Below are 19,293 nucleotides of genomic sequence, written 5' to 3'. Positions count from 1 at the left end.
GATGGAAATCACCCGGATTGCCTCAGTGAGCGCCTTTGATGACCCCCAGAACCCTCTACGACAAACACATCGATGCACACACGGTGTGCCGCCTCGACGATCAGGGCCACGTGCTGCTGTATATCGATCGTCAGGTGATCAATGAGTACACCAGCCCGCAGGCTTTCAGCGGTTTGCGCGATGCCGGACGTGACGTCTGGCGCCCGGGCACGGCGCTGGCGGTGGTCGATCACGTCAACCCGACTGCGCCTGTGCGAGTGGCGGCAATGGCTGATGCGGGCGGCGCGCGGCAAGTGTCGTATCTGGCGGAAAACTGCCGGGACTTCGGCATCGAACTGCTGGATATCCTCGATAAGCGCCAGGGCATCGAACATGTCATCGCTCCCGAGCAAGGCTTCATTCTGCCGGGCATGGTGATTGCTGCCGGCGACAGCCACACCACCACCTATGGCGCACTCGGCGCCTTCGGTTTCGGCATTGGTACCTCGGAAATCGAGCATCTGCTGGCCTCGCAGACCCTGGTCTACAAACGCCTGAAAACCCTGCGCGTGACCGTTGATGGCGAACTGGCCCCGGGGCTGACCTCAAAAGACGTGATCATGGCGCTGATCGGCCGGATCGGCGCGTCCGGGGCCACCGGCTTCGCCATCGAGTTTTGCGGTTCGACCATCGACGGTCTGAGCGTTGAAGCGCGGATGACCATCTGCAACATGGCGGTCGAAGCCGGTGCGCGCGGCGCATTCATGGCGCCGGACGACAAGGTCTTCGCCTACCTCAAAGGCAAACCCCGGGCGCCCGCAGGTGAGCTGTGGGAGCGCGGACTGACAGCGTGGCGAGAATTGCACAGCGATCCGGGCGCGGTGTTCGACCGGGAAGTTCATCTCGACGCCAGCCTGCTCGAACCGATGGTCACTTGGGGCACCAGCCCGGATCAGGCCGCCACCATTGGTGCGCGAGTGCCGGATCCACAGGACATCAACGACCCGATCCTGCGTCAGGGCATGCGCCGCGCCCTCAAATACATGGGCCTGGAAGCGGGCATGGCGCTCAGCGATATCGTCATCAGCCATGCGTTTATCGGCTCATGCACCAACGCGCGGATCGAGGATTTGCGTGATGCCGCCAGCGTCGTGCGCGGGCAACGTGTGGCTGGGCATGTGCGGGCGATGATCGTGCCCGGCTCTAGCGAAGTCCGCGCCCAAGCCGAGGCCGAAGGTTTGGCGCAGACCTTTATCGATGCCGGTTTTGAGTGGCGCCAGTCGGGCTGCTCGATGTGCCTGGCGATGAACGACGACGTACTCGCTCCCGGTGACCGCTGCGCTTCGAGCACTAATCGCAATTTCGAGGGCCGACAGGGCGCCGGCGCGCGCACCCATCTGATGAGCCCGGCAATGGTCGCCGCCGCTGCGATCAGAGGGCGACTCACTGACATCCGCCACTTTGGAGAACGCTCATGAGCCTGCAACCCTTCACTCAGGTCTGCGGCCAGGCCGCGCCATTGCTGGCGGCGAATGTCGATACTGACGTGATCATGCCTAAACAGTTTCTCAAGGGTATCGATCGTCAGGGGCTGGATCGCGGCTTGTTTTTCGATCTGCGGTTTCTGCCCGATGGCACGCCAAATTCCGAATTCGTGTTGAACAAGCCAACCTGGCAAGGGGCGAGTTTCCTTGTGGTCGGGCCGAATTTCGGCTGCGGTTCCAGCCGTGAGCATGCTGTGTGGGGCTTGCAGCAGATGAGCATCCGCGCGCTGATCGGCAGCAGTTTTGCCGGGATCTTTTATGACAACTGCCAGCGCAACGGGGTGTTGTTGATCACGCTGGAAGAGGCGCAGGTGCAGCGGATCGGGCAGCTTGTCGGCCAGCCTGACAGCGCGCGGATCAGTGTTGATCTGGAGGCACAGCAGATTGAATTGGCGGATGGCTCGGTGATTGATTTTCAGATTGATACGTTGCGCAAGACCGCGCTGTTGCTGGGGCTGGATGCGATCGGCAGCACGTTGCAGCGGCATGAGCAGATCAAGGCGTTCGAGCGCGAGCATCTAGCTAACAACCCTTGGCTATCCTGATACACCTCTGACCCTGTAAGCGTGAGCCTGCTCGCGATAGCGGCCATTCAGTCAATGATGATGTTGGCTGACACTTTGCAATCGCGAGCAGGCTCACTCCTACATTGGTTTTGTGGGGTTTTAACTACAGGGACAGATCCCGGAAATGCACCTGCAAAAACTCCACACACGCGCGCAATTTCCCCGAATGCGCCAATCGAGTCGGGTACACCGCCCAGACGTTGGCGCTCTGACTGTAATCGTCCAGCACCTGCACCAACCGTCCCTCATCCAGCAACGGCTTCACGTCCCACAATGAGCGCAGCAACATCCCACGACCATCCAGCGCCCATTGCAGGACGATCTCGCCATTGTTCGACGACAACGGCCCGCTGACCCGCACGCTTTCCTGCGTGCCGTCACGATGCAGATCCCAGATGCCGAACGCGTTGTCGCGCTCCTTGATCACCAGGCAATCGTGCTGCTGCAAATCATCTAGTGTCTGGGGCGTGCCGCGACGTTGCAGATAATCCGGTGCGGCACACAACACCCGTCGGTTGCTGACAAGTTGGCGAGCGATGTGCTGGCCGGGAATGTCATCACCCACGCGGATCTCCAGATCGAAACCCTCATTGACGATGTCCACCCCCCGGTCAAACAAATCGAGGCGAATCTCCAGTTGCGGGTAACGCTCGGCCAGCAACGAAACTGCAGGCGCGACGTGATTGCGGCCGAAACCGAAACTGCTGCAGATGTGCAGACGCCCACGCGGGCTATCATGGGCGTCGGAAAGTTCGTCGTGCAGTTGCTGGAAGTCATCGAGAATGCGCAACGCCCAGCGCTGCACCCTTTCGCCGTCCTCGGTCAGAGACACGCGGCGACTGGTGCGGTGCAACAGGCGCGTGCCGAGGGTGGTTTCGAGAATCTGGATGCGCTTGCTGACGTAAGCCGGGGAAAGGCCCAACTCATCCGCCGCAGCGGCGAAGCCGTTCTTGCGGATCACGGTGAGCAGCACGCGCAGGTCTTCGGGCAGGGGCACGGTGTCTTTCTTCTGGGTCATGGCAAAACGAGCACTTGCGGCACAAGCCGCCAGCATAGCATCGGCACTTGCAGGCTCGGTTCAGCGCAGAAAATCCAGCGCTTCGGCGAGCAATAGTTCGGGGATTTCTTCGGCGATGTAATGGCCGGCGGGCAAGGATTGGCCGCTAACGTTGGCGGCCACCTGCTGCCATTCCTTGAGCGGATCGAAGCAGCGCCCGACTGTGCCCTCGGCGCCCCACAAAACCCGCAGTGGCAGGTGCAGATGGCGCTGCGCAGCAATGTCGGCGCGATCATGTTCCAGATCGATGCCGGCGCTGGCGCGGTAGTCCTCGCAGATACCGCGAGCGCTGCCCGGCTGCTGCAAGCAGCGCAGGTATTCGCCGAACGCTTCGTCGGTAAACGGCTTGAGTCCGGCACTGCGACTGCCCATCACGCTGCGCAGGTAAGACTCGGGATCGGCCTCGATCAGGGTTTCCGGCAGCGGCGCCGGGCGAATCAGGAAGAACCAGTGCCAGTAGGCGCGGGCGAAGGCTTCGTTGGTTTGTGCATACATCGACAGGGTCGGGGCGATGTCCAGCAGCATCATGCGTTGCACGGCGGCGGGGTGGTCGAGCGCCAGGCGATGGGCGACCCGGGCGCCACGGTCGTGGGCAAGGACCGAGAACTGCTCGAAGCCCAGCGCCTGCATCAGTTCGATGTTGTCCCGGGCCATTTCGCGTTTTGAGTAGTTGTGGTGCAACTCGTCGGCGGCCGGGCGCCCGCTATCGCCATAACCGCGCAGGTCGGCGGCGACCACGGTGAAGTGCTCGGCCAGTTGTTCGGCAATCTTGTGCCAGATCACATGGGTCTGCGGGTGACCGTGCAACAGCAACAGGCCCGGGCCGCTACCGCCGAGACGATAGGCAATGTCGACGCCGTTGACGTGACGCTGGTTTTTGAGGAATCCGGCAAACATCGGGCTGATCCTTGTTCAGGGTTTTATAGATGCATCCTGAAATTGTCCGGGGGTTGGGGCAAGGGGCAAAGCGTGAGGGGCGGGTTCATGAAGTGTGTTGTCAGTGATGGCCTCATCGCGGGCAAGCCCGCTCCCACAGAGATCTGAGGGGTGACAGCTATTTATGCCACCCCGCGACACACTGTGGGAGCGAGCCTGCTCGCGAAGAGGCCAGTGATAACACTCCAAAGCTCAACCTTGTTGAAACATCTCCATCGCCCGCTGCTTGATTTGCTCTTCGGTCAGATCTTCCTTGTGCGTGGCCAGAAACCACAGATGCCCATACGGATCCTTCAACGTCCCGCTGCGATCACCGTAAAACTGATCCTTGACCTCGGACACCACCGTCGCACCGGCATCCAGCGCCCGTTGGAATGATTTATCGACATCGGTCACGTATAGATGCAAACCGACTGATACAGCTTTGTCGGGATTGCTCAATGGCCCCTGATCGCACGGCGAGCCGAGCATGATTGCGCTGTCGCCAATACGCAGTTCCGCGTGGCCGATGCCGCCGTCGGGCATGGCCAGACGCATGACTTCGGTGGCACCGAAGGCTTTCTTATAGAAATCGATGGCCTCAGCAGCCTTTTGGATGCCGAGATACGGGGTAATGCTGTGATACCCCTCCGGGATAGGTTTGACGCTCATGACGTTCTCCCTGATTGTTGTTCTACGAGGTGTAACTTCACCGGATTACCGGAAAAACCACTATAGGGCTGTCTTCGCGGCCAGGATTTTCGCCCGACGAGCAGCACCCATCATCAGTCCTGGATAAAGTGTGGCCCCGGCCCCTGTTCGCCCAACACGTCACCCTGATTGCGCAACGGGCAGGCCTCCATCGACAAACAGCCACAACCGATGCAGCCCGTGAGCCGGTCGCGCAGCAGTGTCAATTGATTGATCCGCTCATCCAGCTCCCGACGCCACTGCTCAGACAGAATCTTCCAGTCCGCTGCCGTCGGTGCGCGATCATCCGGAAGATTTTTCAGTGCCTCACCGATCTCTGCCAGAGGAATCCCCAGACGCTGCGCAACTTTGATCAACGCCACCCGGCGCAGCACGGTTCGTGGATAACGGCGTTGATTGCCGGCATTGCGCTGGCTCTTGATCAAGCCTTTGGATTCATAAAAATGCAGCGCGGTGACCGCAACGCCGCTGCGCGCCGCGACCTCGCCGACGGTTAGCTGCTTGTGCACATTCTCTTTGGTGATCATTTGAAGATAGCTCTTGACCTTGACTTAACTAGAGGTTTTACCCTGCGCTTCGTCGAGTCGCAAGATTCGCCTTACAGCCAAGTGGGGACTTTTCATGCAAGCATCAGCGAAAAACCGCAGCTTCACACAATTGATCGAATTCGAGATCGAGCCACGGCAGCAACCGGCGCTGGTCTCGGCGCTGTCGGTGCAGACCGAGCGTCTGGCCCAGCGCTACGGAGGTTTCGTCAGCGCGAGTGTGCAAGCCAGCGACGATGGCCGGCGGGTATTGAGCTTTCTGCAATGGCAGAGCCGCGAGGCGGGGGAGGCCGCATTCAGCAGTTTCGAAAGCGGCGAGCAGGATTTCTGGCAGTTGATCCGCACCCATCAGGCGAAAACCGTGACTTTCAACTCGTTTCAGGTATTGAGCAGCATCGCCCGCAGTCACGACGATGCACTGCACTGCAATCTGGTGAGTTAGATGAACAACTGGATCAGCTGCTTAGAACGTTTATCGATCTTTATAGATATCTAAGAGATAGGCGCAGTCATTGCTGATTCACTGATAGCCACTATTGAAAGCGTTGATTTCTGCGCGAGCGTACCGGGGCGTAGCCTTTCTCCATCGACCCCCACCGCTCGCCAGGACGCTCCCATGAATCGTTTACTGACTGTTTCTCTGCTGCTCGCTGTCTCCGTACTTGCCGGTTGTGCCTCTCACAACTCTCCAGAGCTGCGCCCCTACACCGAGGAAGAATCTCGGGAGTTGGCGATGGAAGCGCTGAACCGCAGCGGTTTGTCCTTTGACGAATACCACGCTAAGAAAGCTCAGTTGCTCGGCCAGTCGCAGTTCGACAAGAAGGCTGAAATGAGCGCGGAGCGTGCCGTACAGCTGCACGGTCGGCCAAGCTGAAAACAAACTGTACTGCTAGAAGTTTTACCCAACTGTCCGTGGGTTTACCGGCCTGCGTGGGATAGGGTCTACACCTGAATGACCCTGACGGATTTGCCCACGATGACCCTCTCGCTTGATCTATTGTTGGGCTTTGCCCTGTTTGCTCTTGTCACCTCGATAACGCCGGGGCCAAACAACACCATGTTGTTGGCATCGGGCGTGAACTTCGGCTTTAACCGCACCATCCCGCACATGCTGGGCATTACCTGTGGCTTTTTTGTCCTGGTGGTGGCGGTGGGTTTTGGCCTGGGCGCGGTGTTTCAGACCTATCCGATTCTTTATACGATTCTGCGTTATGTCGGCGCGGCGTATCTGTTGTATCTGGCGTGGAAAATTGCTCACTCGGGACCGGTCGGTGACAACGTTCAAGGCGAAGCCAAACCGATCAGCTACCTCGGCGCAGCAGCGTTCCAGTGGGTCAATCCCAAAGCGTGGATCATGGCCATCGGTGCCATCAGCACGTACACGCCGATGCAGGGTTACTTCACCAATGTGCTGGTGATCGCTGCGGTGTTCGCCATCATCAATCTGCCGAGCGTCGGCGTCTGGGCGGCGTGCGGCACGCTCCTGCGCAATGTGCTGAAGGACCCGCGCTGGTTGCGCGTGTTCAACTGGGGCATGGCGGCGTTGCTGGTGGTTTCCCTGTACCCGTTACTTCTCGAAAGCTTTAGCTGACGCATTGCTTCAACCGCCGGCCCGATGCCTGTTAAGCTCGGCTTCAGGAGCGTTCCTACGCACTTTTAAATGAAGTTGTTCTTCTTTAACGGCATCCGATCAGGTATTGATGACGCTCTCGAACCGACGCGCAGCTCACAAGGCTGCGCTGTGCCGTTTGCAGATACGAGCCTCCTGATCCCGGAACACGCTCTGCGAGTCTTTTATGAACACACGTCCGTTGTATTTCGATTACGCCGCCACTACTCCGGTGGACGAGCGGGTCATCCAGGTGATGATCGAATGTCTGGGGTTTCACGGTAATTTCGGCAACCCGGCTTCCAGCTCCCATGCTTTTGGCCAGCAGGCCCGGCAAACGGTTGAGCAGGCCCGCCGACAAGTCGCCGAACTGGTCGGCGCGCAAGCCGAACAGATCGTCTGGACTTCCGGTGCTACCGAGTCCAATAACCTTGCTCTCAAAGGTGTAGCCCAAGCGCGCGGCGTGTCCGGCGGGCACATCATTACCAGCCAGATCGAACACAAAGCCATCCTCGATACCGCCCGTCAATTGCAGGACGCTGGCGTTGCCGTGACTTATCTGGTGCCGGACGCCGACGGCCTGATTACCCCGCAAGCGGTCAGCGAAGCGATGCGTGATGACACCTTTCTGGTGTCGCTGATGCTGGTTAACAACGAACTCGGCACCGTCAACGACATCCCTGCCATCGGTGAAGTCGTTCGCGGTCGCGAGGCGTTGTTCCATGTCGATGCGGCTCAGGGCGCGGGCAAAGTGGCAATCGATCTGACGCAATGGCCGGTTGATCTGATGTCTTTCTCGGCGCATAAACTCTACGGCCCCAAAGGCATCGGTGCGCTGTACGTCGGCCCGCGTGCGCAACAGCGCGTCCAAGCGCAGATCCATGGTGGCGGGCATGAGAGCGGGTTGCGCTCCGGAACACTTGCGACGCATCAGATCGCCGCGATGGGTGCGGCATTCGCCTTGGCCGCTGCCGAATTCGATAAAGAGAAAAACTCCATCGTCGCTTTGCGTGAACGCTTGCTCGAACAACTCTTGAGCCTGCCGGGCGTGCGCCTCAACGGCAGTGCCACGCAACGCATTCCGCATACCTTGAGCCTGACCTTCAGCGAAGGCGAGTTCAATAGTGCGGCGCTTAGCCATTCAATCGCATTCTCCGCGACCTCGGCCTGCAATTCCGCGAGTAACGCGCCATCCCACGTGCTGTTGGCACTGGGACATGACACAAGGCTGGCCGGGCGTACGATTCGCCTGAGTCTCGGCCGTTTCACCACCGCTGAAGATATCGACAAGGCTTTTGAACTGATCAAGACCGCCTGCACCAGTGCTCCGGCATTCTGGGCGACAGGGCTTTAAACGCGCCGACCTGATGGCGACGAACAATAACGATGAAGTGATTGGCAGGAGACATGATGAGTACCCAGACTTTGACCGAGGGATCGGTTCCCCAGCGCCTTGCGCACACCCGTGAACTGATGCGCCGCGAAGGCATTCATGCGCTGTTGGTGCCTTCCGCCGACCCGCATCTGTCGGAATATCTGCCGGGGTACTGGCAAGGCCGCCAGTGGCTGTCGGGTTTCCATGGTTCGGTCGGGACTTTGATTGTCACCCACGATTTCGCCGGCGTTTGGGCCGACAGTCGTTACTGGGAACAGGCGACCAAGGAACTCAATGGCAGCGGCATCGAGCTGGTCAAGCTGCAACCCGGTCAGCCAAGCCCGCTGGACTGGCTAGCCGAGCAGACACCTGAAGGTGGCGTGGTTGCGGTCGATGGCGCGGTGATGGCAGTGGCCTCTGCGCGCACACTGGGCAGTAAACTTGAAGCGCGCGGTGCCCGTCTGCGTACCGATATCGATCTGTTGACGGAAGTCTGGAGCGACCGGCCGACGCTGCCGAATGCACCGATCTATCAGCATCTGCCGCCACAAGCGACCGTCAGCCGTGGCGATAAACTCGCCAAACTGCGGGAAACCTTGCAGGAGCGCGGCGCCGATTGGCACTTCATCGCCACCCTCGACGATATCGCGTGGCTGTTCAACCTGCGTGGCGGCGATGTGTCGTTCAACCCGGTGTTTGTTTCCTTCGCCTTGATCAATCAGCAGCAGGCCACCTTGTTTGTCGCGCTGAGCAAGATCGATGCGCAGTTGCGCGCAGTACTGGAACACGATGGCGTGACGCTGCGTGATTACAGCGAAGTGTCCGACGCCTTGCGCGCCGTGCCGAGTGGCACGAGCCTGTTGGTGGATCCGGCGCGCGTCACCAGCGGTCTGCTGGATAACCTCGACAGCGGTGTGAAATTGGTCGAAGGCTTGAACCCGACGACACTGGCCAAGTCGCAAAAAAGTGAAGCCGACGCCGCGCACATCCGTAAAGCGATGGAGCAGGACGGCGCAGCGCTGTGCGAATTCTTCGCCTGGCTGGAGTCGGCCTGGGGCCGCGAGCGCATTACCGAACTGACCATCGACGAGAAGCTCACCGCTGCCCGTGAACGTCGTCCGGATTACGTTTCCCTGAGTTTCAACACTATCGCGGCATTCAACGCCAATGGCGCGATGCCGCACTATCACGCCACTGAAGAAGAACACGCGGTGATCGAAGGCGACGGCCTGTTGCTGATCGATTCCGGCGGTCAGTATCTCGGCGGCACAACCGACATCACGCGGATGGTGCCGGTCGGTACGCCAACCGAAGAGCAGAAGCGCGATTGCACGCGCGTGTTGAAAGGCGTGATTGCGCTGTCGCGGGCACAGTTTCCGAAAGGCATTCTATCGCCGTTGCTGGATGCCATCGCTCGCGCGCCGATCTGGGCTGAAAGCGTCGACTACGGTCACGGCACCGGTCACGGCGTCGGTTATTTCCTCAATGTTCACGAAGGCCCACAGGTCATTGCCTATCAGGCAGCGCCGGCGCCGCAAACCGCGATGCAACCGGGCATGATCACTTCCATCGAGCCTGGTACTTATCGTCCGGGCCGTTGGGGCGTGCGTATCGAGAACCTGGCGATGAACCAAGTGGCGGAGAGTAGCGAGTTCGGCGAGTTTCTCAAGTTTGAAACCTTGACCCTGTGCCCTATTGACACGCGCTGCCTGGTGCCAGCGTTGCTGACTCAGGACGAGAAACAGTGGTTCAACGCTTACCACGCGCAGGTGCGTGAACGTTTGAGTCCGTTGCTCGACGGTGCTGCGCTGGAATGGCTGAACACGCGTACTGCGGCCATTTGATGGGTTGGCACTCAGGCGCTGAAGTCCGCGCTTGAGTGCCGGGATCAATCTAGGTCAAGGCTTCTTCGACGAAGTCCAGGCGATCCTGCCCGAAGAACATCTGGTTGCCGACAAACATTGTTGGGGCACCGAAAACGCCACGTTTAACCGCGGTTTCGGTGTTCACCTTCAGTGCAGCCTTCACGGTTTCATCGTTGGTCAACGCCAGGACTTCATCGGGATCGAACCCATGTTCGATCAATACGCCAGCAACGATTACCGGGTCGTTGAGGTTTGCGCCTTCCACCCACAACGCAGCGAACAGACAATCGATAAACGCCTCAAAGCGTTCCGGCTGGCGTAGCTGTATGCCAGTGACGGCGCGCATCAACAGCAGCGTGTTGATCGGGAAGTGCGGGTTGAACTTGAGGGACACGCCATAGCGTTTGGCGTAACGATCCAGATCCTGAAACATATAGCGACCCTTGGCCGGAATCATTGCCGGCGATGCATTGCCGGTCGCCTTGAATACACCACCGAGCAACATCGGAATGTATGTCAGCTCGCTATTGGTATCAGCGCAGATCTTTGGCAGCTGGGTGTAGGCCAGATACGTCGCAGGGCTGCCTAGGTCAAAATAGAATTCCACGGTTTTCGTCATTGTCGCTGCTCTCTATTTATTGTTTTGGGCGGTGGGTTCACCAGCGTTCGTTCCAGGGACGCAGATCCAGCTCAAAGGTCCACGCATCACGTGGCTGACTGTGCAAATACCAATAGTTTTCGGCGATGTGTTCGGGGTTGAGAATACCGTCCTGATCCTTGGTGGCGTATTTCTCAGGGAAGCTGTTGCGGATGAAGTCGGTATCAATGGCTCCATCGACTACCACATGGGCGACGTGGATGTTCATAGGGCCAAGTTCCCGCGCCATGCTTTGCGCCAGTGCGCGAATGCCGTGTTTAGCTCCGGCGAACGCGGCGAAGCCTGACGCACCGCGAAGTCCGGCAGTGGCACCGGTGAACAGAATCGTACCGCGCTGACGGGTGACCATGCGTTTGGCTACTTCACGGGCATTGAGGAAACCGGAGAAACAGGCCATTTCCCAGATCTTGAAATACTTGCGCGCGGTTTCTTCGAGGATGCTGCAGGGCACGTTGGCGCCGATGTTGAATACAAAGGCTTCGATTGGACCGAGGCCGGTTTCGATGTCTTCAATCAGAGCGATTACGTCTTCTTCTTTGCGCGCATCGCAGGCAAAACCATGAGCTTCGCCGCCCTCAGCCTCAATGGCCTCCACCAGCGGCTGCAATTTGTCGGCGCTGCGCCGTGTAACACAGGCGATGAATCCTTCCTTGGCAAAGCGCTTGGCAATGGCTCCGCCAGTTGCATCGCCTGCACCGACAACCAATACGACCTTCTTGTTATTCATGGGTAGACCCCTTTAGTAAACGATCGTTAAGTGAACGAACGTTATGCTAGGATCCGGTTAACGTCAAGGCGGTCAATTCGAGGGCAAACACATGCGTTACTCCGCCAGTCACAAGCTGGAAACCCGAGAGAAATTATTGCAGAGCAGTGCGCTGTCGGCGAAGCGATCCGGGTTTTCCACGGTCGGTGTCGATGGTTTGATGAAGGCTATTGGCCTGAGTGGCGCGGCGTTTTACAGCCACTTTTCGTCGAAAGATGCGCTGTTTATTGCCATCGTCGAGAGAGAGTTGGGGCAAAGCATGGAGCGATTGGGTGGGCAAAGCGAGCCGGATCGCGAGCGGCTGCAACGCTGCCTCAGACATTATTTGAGCATGGCTCATGTTGAACAACCCGAATCTGGCTGTGCTTTGCCTGCGTTAGGCGCGGAAATCGCTCGTTCGGATATTCAGGTACGCGAGCAGGCAGAGCTGTGGATCTGCCTGCTCCAGGAGAGTTGGGCGCGGATACTTGAGAGTGACAGTCTGGCATGGTCGGTTCTGTCGCAGTGCGTGGGAGCACTGGTGGTGGCGCGTATGTTGGCCAGCCCGGACATTCAGAGAACAGTGCTGAAGTCCAGCCATGACGAGATTTGTCGCCAGATCACCAGGCAGCCCTGACCTATTTACAGATGACTATCATGCTGCGGCTGGTATAGCCCGCAGGATTGAGGCCGAATGGATAGTCGCCAGGCTCCTCCACGGAATCCCCCGATTTGGCGATAACTTTGTAGCCTTTCGGAGCGCAGGAGCTGGCTGCGCTGTTATAGCACTGGTCCCAGGAGGACGAGAGCCCCGAGCAGTTGATGTGCAGCCCTTTTTTGCCGTGCTTTACCTGGGTTTTCGAGGTCGCCGCGCAACCCGCGATTGCGAGTACGGCGATCAATATCAAAATTCGTTTCATTCCCGTCCTTATAGCGGCCACGAGTCTGGCGCTCGGGTCTGCCTGTATTCGCCTGCGCTCAAAGCGTTTTGAAATCCCTGTACGAAAAAATCCATGTCTGGCATTGGGTTACGAGCCTAAACATGGCCTATATGAACGCCAATTGCCAGACCTTCGTTAAATCCTGTTTCAATCTGCCGCGATGGCAGGCTTGGCGGCACTGCCCATGGTCATTGTCGCGCCGACGGAAGCCAGAATAATGCACAGGATCGCCATCCATTGTGACAGCGTGAGGTATTCCTGCAGAAACAGCAGGCCCGACAATGCTCCGAACGCGGGTTCGATGCTCATCAAAGTACCGAAAGTGCGCGCGGGCATGCGGGTGAGCGCGACCATTTCCAGTGTGTAGGGGAGGGCAGTGGACAGGATCGCGACGCCAATCGCGATTGGAATCAGTGATGGCGTCAGTAGCGCAGCGCCAGCATGCACGATGCCTATGGGGGCTACAAACAATGCCGCAATCATCACGCCTAACGCTGCGGTCGTGACGCCGTTGTCAGCGCCGGCCTTCTGGCCGAACAGAATGTAAAGTGCCCAGCAGACTCCGGCACCCAGGGCGTAACTTGCACCAATCAAATCGATTCCGGCAGTGGTTGCTCCCGTCGGTATCAACAGCATGAGTCCGGCGGCGGCCAGGCCGATCCATAGAAAGTCGATGGCGCGACGGGATGCATATATAGCTACAGCGAGCGGGCCAGTGAATTCGAGAGCAACTGCTATGCCCAGCGGCACTGTGCGCAATGACATATAGAAGAGGAAGTTCATGCCGCCCAGCGCCATGCCGTAGACAATCACTGTGCGCAACGACTTGGATGTCAGCTTCGCGCGCCACGGACGCAGCAGTAACAACATGATCACGCTGGCGAAGATCAGACGCAGAGTGGTAGTTCCTTGAGCGCCCACTACGGGGAACATGCTTTTGGCCAGGGATGCACCGGACTGGATCGATGCCATGGCTATTAATAGCAGGCCAACCGGGAACAGCATGGAGGCAAGAGAGCGTGGTTGGTCATTCATTGCGCGGCATCGTCCGAAATAAGAGCAGAGTATTGTTTTGGCTATTGGGCAATATACTGCGCAATCTCGCCTATGCCGTCTATATATAAGCTGGGTTTTCAGCTGTTTCGATGAAAAGTAAAATTAACGGTTGACGGCAGATTCTAGGAGTCTATAATTCGCCCCACTTCCGGCGCAGTCGAAACGGAAAACTCCTTGAGATTCAATGAGTTATACGGTTTTCGGCAGCGGGTTGCTTCAGTTCATCGAAGCCTGGAAGGAGTTGAAAGAGCGGTGATGTTTGGCTCTTTTAACGGCTCGATCTTCTCGGTCGAAAGCGGAGAAAAAGAGGTGTTGACAACAGCGACTAACGCTGTAGAATTCGCCTCCCGCTAACGAGAGATCGGAAGCGCAAGTGGTTGAAGTTGTTGAAGAATTCTTCGAAAACTTCTGAAAATAATCACTTGACAGCAAATGAGGCTGCTGTAGAATGCGCGCCTCGGTTGAGACGAAAGATCTTAACCAACCGCTCTTTAACAACTGAATCAAGCAATTCGTGTGGGTGCTTGTGGAGTCAGACTGATAGTCAACAAGATTATCAGCATCACAAGTTACTCCGCGAGAAATCAAAGATGTAACCAACGATTGCTGAGCCAAGTTTAGGGTTTCTTAAAAACCCAAAGATGTTTGAACTGAAGAGTTTGATCATGGCTCAGATTGAACGCTGGCGGCAGGCCTAACACATGCAAGTCGAGCGGATGAAAGGAGCTTGCTCCTGGATTCAGCGGCGGACGGGTGAGTAATGCCTAGGAATCTGCCTGGTAGTGGGGGACAACGTTTCGAAAGGAACGCTAATACCGCATACGTCCTACGGGAGAAAGCAGGGGACCTTCGGGCCTTGCGCTATCAGATGAGCCTAGGTCGGATTAGCTAGTTGGTGAGGTAATGGCTCACCAAGGCGACGATCCGTAACTGGTCTGAGAGGATGATCAGTCACACTGGAACTGAGACACGGTCCAGACTCCTACGGGAGGCAGCAGTGGGGAATATTGGACAATGGGCGAAAGCCTGATCCAGCCATGCCGCGTGTGTGAAGAAGGTCTTCGGATTGTAAAGCACTTTAAGTTGGGAGGAAGGGCATTAACCTAATACGTTAGTGTTTTGACGTTACCGACAGAATAAGCACCGGCTAACTCTGTGCCAGCAGCCGCGGTAATACAGAGGGTGCAAGCGTTAATCGGAATTACTGGGCGTAAAGCGCGCGTAGGTGGTTTGTTAAGTTGGATGTGAAATCCCCGGGCTCAACCTGGGAACTGCATTCAAAACTGACAAGCTAGAGTATGGTAGAGGGTGGTGGAATTTCCTGTGTAGCGGTGAAATGCGTAGATATAGGAAGGAACACCAGTGGCGAAGGCGACCACCTGGACTGATACTGACACTGAGGTGCGAAAGCGTGGGGAGCAAACAGGATTAGATACCCTGGTAGTCCACGCCGTAAACGATGTCAACTAGCCGTTGGGAGCCTTGAGCTCTTAGTGGCGCAGCTAACGCATTAAGTTGACCGCCTGGGGAGTACGGCCGCAAGGTTAAAACTCAAATGAATTGACGGGGGCCCGCACAAGCGGTGGAGCATGTGGTTTAATTCGAAGCAACGCGAAGAACCTTACCAGGCCTTGACATCCAATGAACTTTCCAGAGATGGATTGGTGCCTTCGGGAACATTGAGACAGGTGCTGCATGGCTGTCGTCAGCTCGTGTCGTGAGATGTTGGGTTAAGTCCCGTAACGAGCGCAACCCTTGTCCTTAGTTACCAGCACGTAATGGTGGGCACTCTAAGGAGACTGCCGGTGACAAACCGGAGGAAGGTGGGGATGACGTCAAGTCATCATGGCCCTTACGGCCTGGGCTACACACGTGCTACAATGGTCGGTACAAAGGGTTGCCAAGCCGCGAGGTGGAGCTAATCCCATAAAACCGATCGTAGTCCGGATCGCAGTCTGCAACTCGACTGCGTGAAGTCGGAATCGCTAGTAATCGCGAATCAGAATGTCGCGGTGAATACGTTCCCGGGCCTTGTACACACCGCCCGTCACACCATGGGAGTGGGTTGCACCAGAAGTAGCTAGTCTAACCTTCGGGAGGACGGTTACCACGGTGTGATTCATGACTGGGGTGAAGTCGTAACAAGGTAGCCGTAGGGGAACCTGCGGCTGGATCACCTCCTTAATCGACGACATCAGCTGCTCCATAAGTTCCCACACGAATTGCTTGATTCATTGAAGAAGACGATAAGAAGCAGCCCGAAATTGGGTCTGTAGCTCAGTTGGTTAGAGCGCACCCCTGATAAGGGTGAGGTCGGCAGTTCGAATCTGCCCAGACCCACCAATTTTGTGTGGGAAACGCCTGTAGAGAATACGGGGCCATAGCTCAGCTGGGAGAGCGCCTGCCTTGCACGCAGGAGGTCAGCGGTTCGATCCCGCTTGGCTCCACCACTACTGCTTCTGAAGTTTTGAAAGCTTAGAAATGAGCATTCCATCGATGTGATGATGAATGTTGATTTCTAGTCTTTGATTAGATCGTTCTTTAAAAATTTGGGTATGTGATAGAAAGATAGACTGAACGTTACTTTCACTGGTAACGGATCAGGCTAAGGTAAAATTTGTGAGTTACTCTGAATTGAGTATTATCGAATTTTCGGCGAATGTCGTCTTCACAGTATAACCAGATTGCTTGGGGTTATATGGTCAAGTGAAGAAGCGCATACGGTGGATGCCTTGGCAGTCAGAGGCGATGAAAGACGTGGTAGCCTGCGAAAAGCTTCGGGGAGTCGGCAAACAGACTTTGATCCGGAGATGTCTGAATGGGGGAACCCAGCCATCATAAGATGGTTATCTTGTACTGAATACATAGGTGCAAGAGGCGAACCAGGGGAACTGAAACATCTAAGTACCCTGAGGAAAAGAAATCAACCGAGATTCCCTTAGTAGTGGCGAGCGAACGGGGACTAGCCCTTAAGTGGCTTTGAGATTAGCGGAACGCTCTGGAAAGTGCGGCCATAGTGGGTGATAGCCCTGTACGCGAAAATCTCTTAGTCATGAAATCGAGTAGGACGGAGCACGAGAAACTTTGTCTGAATATGGGGGGACCATCCTCCAAGGCTAAATACTACTGACTGACCGATAGTGAACTAGTACCGTGAGGGAAAGGCGAAAAGAACCCCGGAGAGGGGAGTGAAATAGATCCTGAAACCGTATGCGTACAAGCAGTGGGAGCCCACTTTGTTGGGTGACTGCGTACCTTTTGTATAATGGGTCAGCGACTTATTTTCAGTGGCGAGCTTAACCGAATAGGGGAGGCGTAGCGAAAGCGAGTCTTAATAGGGCGTCTAGTCGCTGGGAATAGACCCGAAACCGGGCGATCTATCCATGGGCAGGTTGAAGGTTGGGTAACACTAACTGGAGGACCGAACCGACTACCGTTGAAAAGTTAGCGGATGACCTGTGGATCGGAGTGAAAGGCTAATCAAGCTCGGAGATAGCTGGTTCTCCTCGAAAGCTATTTAGGTAGCGCCTCATGTATCACTGTAGGGGGTAGAGCACTGTTTCGGCTAGGGGGTCATCCCGACTTACCAAACCGATGCAAACTCCGAATACCTACAAGTGCCGAGCATGGGAGACACACGGCGGGTGCTAACGTCCGTCGTGAAAAGGGAAACAACCCAGACCGTCAGCTAAGGTCCCAAAGTTATGGTTAAGTGGGAAACGATGTGGGAAGGCTTAGACAGCTAGGAGGTTGGCTTAGAAGCAGCCACCCTTTAAAGAAAGCGTAATAGCTCACTAGTCGAGTCGGCCTGCGCGGAAGATGTAACGGGGCTCAAACCATACACCGAAGCTACGGGTATCATCTTAGGATGATGCGGTAGAGGAGCGTTCTGTAAGCCTGTGAAGGTGAGTTGAGAAGCTTGCTGGAGGTATCAGAAGTGCGAATGCTGACATGAGTAACGACAATGGGTGTGAAAAACACCCACGCCGAAAGACCAAGGTTTCCTGCGCAACGTTAATCGACGCAGGGTTAGTCGGTCCCTAAGGCGAGGCTGAAAAGCGTAGTCGATGGAAAACAGGTTAATATTCCTGTACTTCTGGTTATTGCGATGGAGGGACGGAGAAGGCTAGGCCAGCTTGGCGTTGGTTGTCCAAGTTTAAGGTGGTAGGCTGGAATCTTAGGTAAATCCGGGATTCTAAGGCCGAGAGCTGATGACGAGTCATCTTTTAGATGACGAAGTGGTTGATGCCATGCTTCCAAGAAAAGCTTCTAAGCTTCAGGTAACCAGGAACCGTACCCCAAACCGACACAGGTGGTTGGGTAGAGAATACCAAGGCGCTTGAGAGAACTCGGGTGAAGGAACTAGGCAAAATGGCACCGTAACTTCGGGAGAAGGTGCGCCGGTGAGGGTGAAGGACTTGCTCCGTAAGCTCATGCCGGTCGAAGATACCAGGCCGCTGCGACTGTTTATTAAAAACACAGCACTCTGCAAACACGAAAGTGGACGTATAGGGTGTGACGCCTGCCCGGTGCCGGAAGGTTAATTGATGGGGTTAGCTAACGCGAAGCTCTTGATCGAAGCCCCGGTAAACGGCGGCCGTAACTATAACGGTCCTAAGGTAGCGAAATTCCTTGTCGGGTAAGTTCCGACCTGCACGAATGGCGTAACGATGGCGGCGCTGTCTCCACCCGAGACTCAGTGAAATTGAAATCGCTGTGAAGATGCAGTGTATCCGCGGCTAGACGGAAAGACCCCGTGAACCTTTACTATAGCTTTGCACTGGACTTTGAATTTGCTTGTGTAGGATAGGTGGGAGGCTTTGAAGCGTGGACGCCAGTTCGCGTGGAGCCAACCTTGAAATACCACCCTGGCAACTTTGAGGTTCTAACTCAGGTCCGTTATCCGGATCGAGGACAGTGTATGGTGGGTAGTTTGACTGGGGCGGTCTCCTCCTAAAGAGTAACGGAGGAGTACGAAGGTGCGCTCAGACCGGTCGGAAATCGGTCGTAGAGTATAAAGGCAAAAGCGCGCTTGACTGCGAGACAGACACGTCGAGCAGGTACGAAAGTAGGTCTTAGTGATCCGGTGGTTCTGTATGGAAGGGCCATCGCTCAACGGATAAAAGGTACTCCGGGGATAACAGGCTGATACCGCCCAAGAGTTCATATCGACGGCGGTGTTTGGCACCTCGATGTCGGCTCATCACATCCTGGGGCTGAAGCCGGTCCCAAGGGTATGGCTGTTCGCCATTTAAAGTGGTACGCGAGCTGGGTTTAGAACGTCGTGAGACAGTTCGGTCCCTATCTGCCGTGGACGTTTGAGATTTGAGAGGGGCTGCTCCTAGTACGAGAGGACCGGAGTGGACGAACCTCTGGTGTTCCGGTTGTCACGCCAGTGGCATTGCCGGGTAGCTATGTTCGGGAAAGATAACCGCTGAAAGCATCTAAGCGGGAAACTTGCCTCAAGATGAGATCTCACTGGAACCTTGAGTTCCCTGAAGGGCCGTCGAAGACTACGACGTTGATAGGTTGGGTGTGTAAGCGCTGTGAGGCGTTGAGCTAACCAATACTAATTGCCCGTGAGGCTTGACCATATAACACCCAAGCAATTTGCGTCGAAAGGCCAGATTGCGGTGTGTGAAGACGAAACGAACCGAAAGTTCGATGTTCACAAAACACCGACAGCTGTCACATACCCAATTTGCTGAAGCGAGGCCATCAGGTCAC

16 protein-coding genes, 2 tRNA genes and 2 rRNA genes are annotated in these 19,293 nt (G+C 56.4%); 12 read left to right on the top strand and 8 right to left on the bottom strand.

Annotated elements, in window-relative coordinates; genetic code table 11:
- The first annotated feature begins 38 nt into the window (after nucleotides 1–38).
- Together leuC and leuD are read left to right on the top strand one after the other, a co-directional pair.
- Complete coding sequence (gene leuC / locus ACA074_RS18700) at nucleotides 39–1,457, top strand: 3-isopropylmalate dehydratase large subunit (protein WP_497677567.1); 1,419 nt, start codon at nucleotides 39–41, stop codon at nucleotides 1,455–1,457.
- Nucleotides 1,454–2,068, top strand: a complete 615-nt coding sequence (gene leuD, locus ACA074_RS18695; RefSeq protein ID WP_497677566.1) for a 3-isopropylmalate dehydratase small subunit — start codon at nucleotides 1,454–1,456, stop codon at nucleotides 2,066–2,068. Before leuC ends, leuD begins: the two co-directional genes overlap by 4 nt.
- Before the next feature lie 124 nt (nucleotides 2,069–2,192).
- On the opposite strand, the gene ttdR is transcribed toward leuD, so the two are convergent.
- From ttdR to soxR, 4 genes are all read right to left on the bottom strand, one after another.
- Entirely contained in the window at nucleotides 2,193–3,143 is a 951-nt protein-coding gene (gene ttdR, locus ACA074_RS18690) for an L-tartrate utilization transcriptional activator TtdR (protein WP_497677565.1), read from the bottom strand.
- Between the two features lie 24 nt (nucleotides 3,144–3,167).
- Nucleotides 3,168–4,043: an alpha/beta fold hydrolase gene (locus ACA074_RS18685; protein ID WP_497677564.1), complete on the bottom strand. Its 876-nt coding sequence runs from the start codon at nucleotides 4,041–4,043 to the stop codon at nucleotides 3,168–3,170.
- 231 nt (nucleotides 4,044–4,274) lie between these two features.
- Nucleotides 4,275–4,733 carry a VOC family protein gene (locus ACA074_RS18680; RefSeq protein ID WP_187679514.1) on the bottom strand — a complete coding sequence of 153 codons (459 nt, stop codon included), beginning with the start codon at nucleotides 4,731–4,733 and terminating at the stop codon, nucleotides 4,275–4,277.
- A 113-nt stretch (nucleotides 4,734–4,846) separates the two neighbouring features.
- Nucleotides 4,847–5,299, bottom strand: coding sequence for a redox-sensitive transcriptional activator SoxR (gene soxR / locus ACA074_RS18675; protein ID WP_489879125.1), 453 nt, complete (start codon nucleotides 5,297–5,299; stop codon nucleotides 4,847–4,849).
- Nucleotides 5,300–5,393: 94 nt separating this feature from the next.
- Between soxR and ACA074_RS18670 the strand changes: the two genes are divergently transcribed.
- The 5 genes from ACA074_RS18670 to ACA074_RS18650 all read left to right on the top strand — a co-directional run bounded on the left by ACA074_RS18670 (nucleotide 5,394) and on the right by ACA074_RS18650 (nucleotide 10,145).
- Nucleotides 5,394–5,759, top strand: a complete 366-nt coding sequence (locus ACA074_RS18670; RefSeq protein WP_497677563.1) for an antibiotic biosynthesis monooxygenase — start codon at nucleotides 5,394–5,396, stop codon at nucleotides 5,757–5,759.
- Nucleotides 5,760–5,933: 174 nt separating this feature from the next.
- A complete protein-coding gene (locus ACA074_RS18665) occupies nucleotides 5,934–6,191 on the top strand; it encodes an outer membrane protein assembly factor BamD (RefSeq protein WP_187679511.1) in 258 nt (85 codons plus the stop codon).
- A 102-nt stretch (nucleotides 6,192–6,293) separates the two neighbouring features.
- A complete protein-coding gene (locus ACA074_RS18660) occupies nucleotides 6,294–6,908 on the top strand; it encodes a LysE family translocator (RefSeq protein ID WP_187679510.1) in 615 nt (204 codons plus the stop codon).
- Nucleotides 6,909–7,113: 205 nt separating this feature from the next.
- The gene (locus ACA074_RS18655) at nucleotides 7,114–8,280 is read left to right on the top strand and encodes an aminotransferase class V-fold PLP-dependent enzyme (protein WP_497677562.1); all 1,167 of its coding nucleotides are present in this window, start codon (nucleotides 7,114–7,116) and stop codon (nucleotides 8,278–8,280) included.
- Nucleotides 8,281–8,336: 56 nt separating this feature from the next.
- Nucleotides 8,337–10,145 carry an aminopeptidase P family protein gene (locus ACA074_RS18650; RefSeq protein WP_497677561.1) on the top strand — a complete coding sequence of 603 codons (1,809 nt, stop codon included), beginning with the start codon at nucleotides 8,337–8,339 and terminating at the stop codon, nucleotides 10,143–10,145.
- Nucleotides 10,146–10,194: 49 nt separating this feature from the next.
- Here ACA074_RS18650 and ACA074_RS18645 read toward each other — a convergent pair whose 3' ends face one another.
- Both ACA074_RS18645 and ACA074_RS18640 read right to left on the bottom strand, forming a co-directional pair.
- Entirely contained in the window at nucleotides 10,195–10,785 is a 591-nt protein-coding gene (locus tag ACA074_RS18645) for a 2-hydroxychromene-2-carboxylate isomerase (protein WP_187679507.1), read from the bottom strand.
- 37 nt (nucleotides 10,786–10,822) lie between these two features.
- A complete protein-coding gene (locus ACA074_RS18640) occupies nucleotides 10,823–11,551 on the bottom strand; it encodes an SDR family oxidoreductase (protein WP_497677560.1) in 729 nt (242 codons plus the stop codon).
- Between the two features lie 91 nt (nucleotides 11,552–11,642).
- Here ACA074_RS18640 and ACA074_RS18635 point away from each other — a divergent pair, with 91 nt between their 5' ends.
- A complete protein-coding gene (locus tag ACA074_RS18635; protein ID WP_497677559.1) occupies nucleotides 11,643–12,206 on the top strand; it encodes a TetR/AcrR family transcriptional regulator in 564 nt (187 codons plus the stop codon).
- Between the two features lies 1 nt (nucleotide 12,207).
- Here ACA074_RS18635 and ACA074_RS18630 read toward each other — a convergent pair whose 3' ends face one another.
- Together ACA074_RS18630 and rhtA are read right to left on the bottom strand one after the other, a co-directional pair.
- Complete coding sequence (locus tag ACA074_RS18630; protein WP_187679504.1) at nucleotides 12,208–12,489, bottom strand: hypothetical protein; 282 nt, start codon at nucleotides 12,487–12,489, stop codon at nucleotides 12,208–12,210.
- Nucleotides 12,490–12,657: 168 nt separating this feature from the next.
- Nucleotides 12,658–13,545: a threonine/homoserine exporter RhtA gene (gene rhtA, locus ACA074_RS18625; RefSeq protein ID WP_187679503.1), complete on the bottom strand. Its 888-nt coding sequence runs from the start codon at nucleotides 13,543–13,545 to the stop codon at nucleotides 12,658–12,660.
- A 668-nt stretch (nucleotides 13,546–14,213) separates the two neighbouring features.
- Between rhtA and ACA074_RS18620 the strand changes: the two genes are divergently transcribed.
- The 4 genes from ACA074_RS18620 (at nucleotide 14,214) to ACA074_RS18605 (ending at nucleotide 19,160) form a co-directional block, all read left to right on the top strand.
- Nucleotides 14,214–15,750, top strand: a 16S ribosomal RNA gene (locus ACA074_RS18620).
- Nucleotides 15,751–15,832: 82 nt separating this feature from the next.
- Nucleotides 15,833–15,909, top strand: a tRNA-Ile gene (locus ACA074_RS18615).
- Nucleotides 15,910–15,940: 31 nt separating this feature from the next.
- Nucleotides 15,941–16,016: transfer RNA gene (locus ACA074_RS18610), tRNA-Ala, on the top strand.
- Nucleotides 16,017–16,266: 250 nt separating this feature from the next.
- Nucleotides 16,267–19,160: ribosomal RNA gene (locus tag ACA074_RS18605) — 23S ribosomal RNA — on the top strand.
- The 16S and 23S rRNA genes sit together here with 2 tRNA genes alongside, the layout of an rRNA operon.
- Nucleotides 19,161–19,293: the final 133 nt, after the last annotated feature.

This window comes from Pseudomonas sp. LBUM1655, from assembly GCF_059716085.1.
The sequence above is the reverse complement of the archived record's forward strand: the minus strand, read 5'-3'. Positions and strand labels throughout refer to the sequence as shown.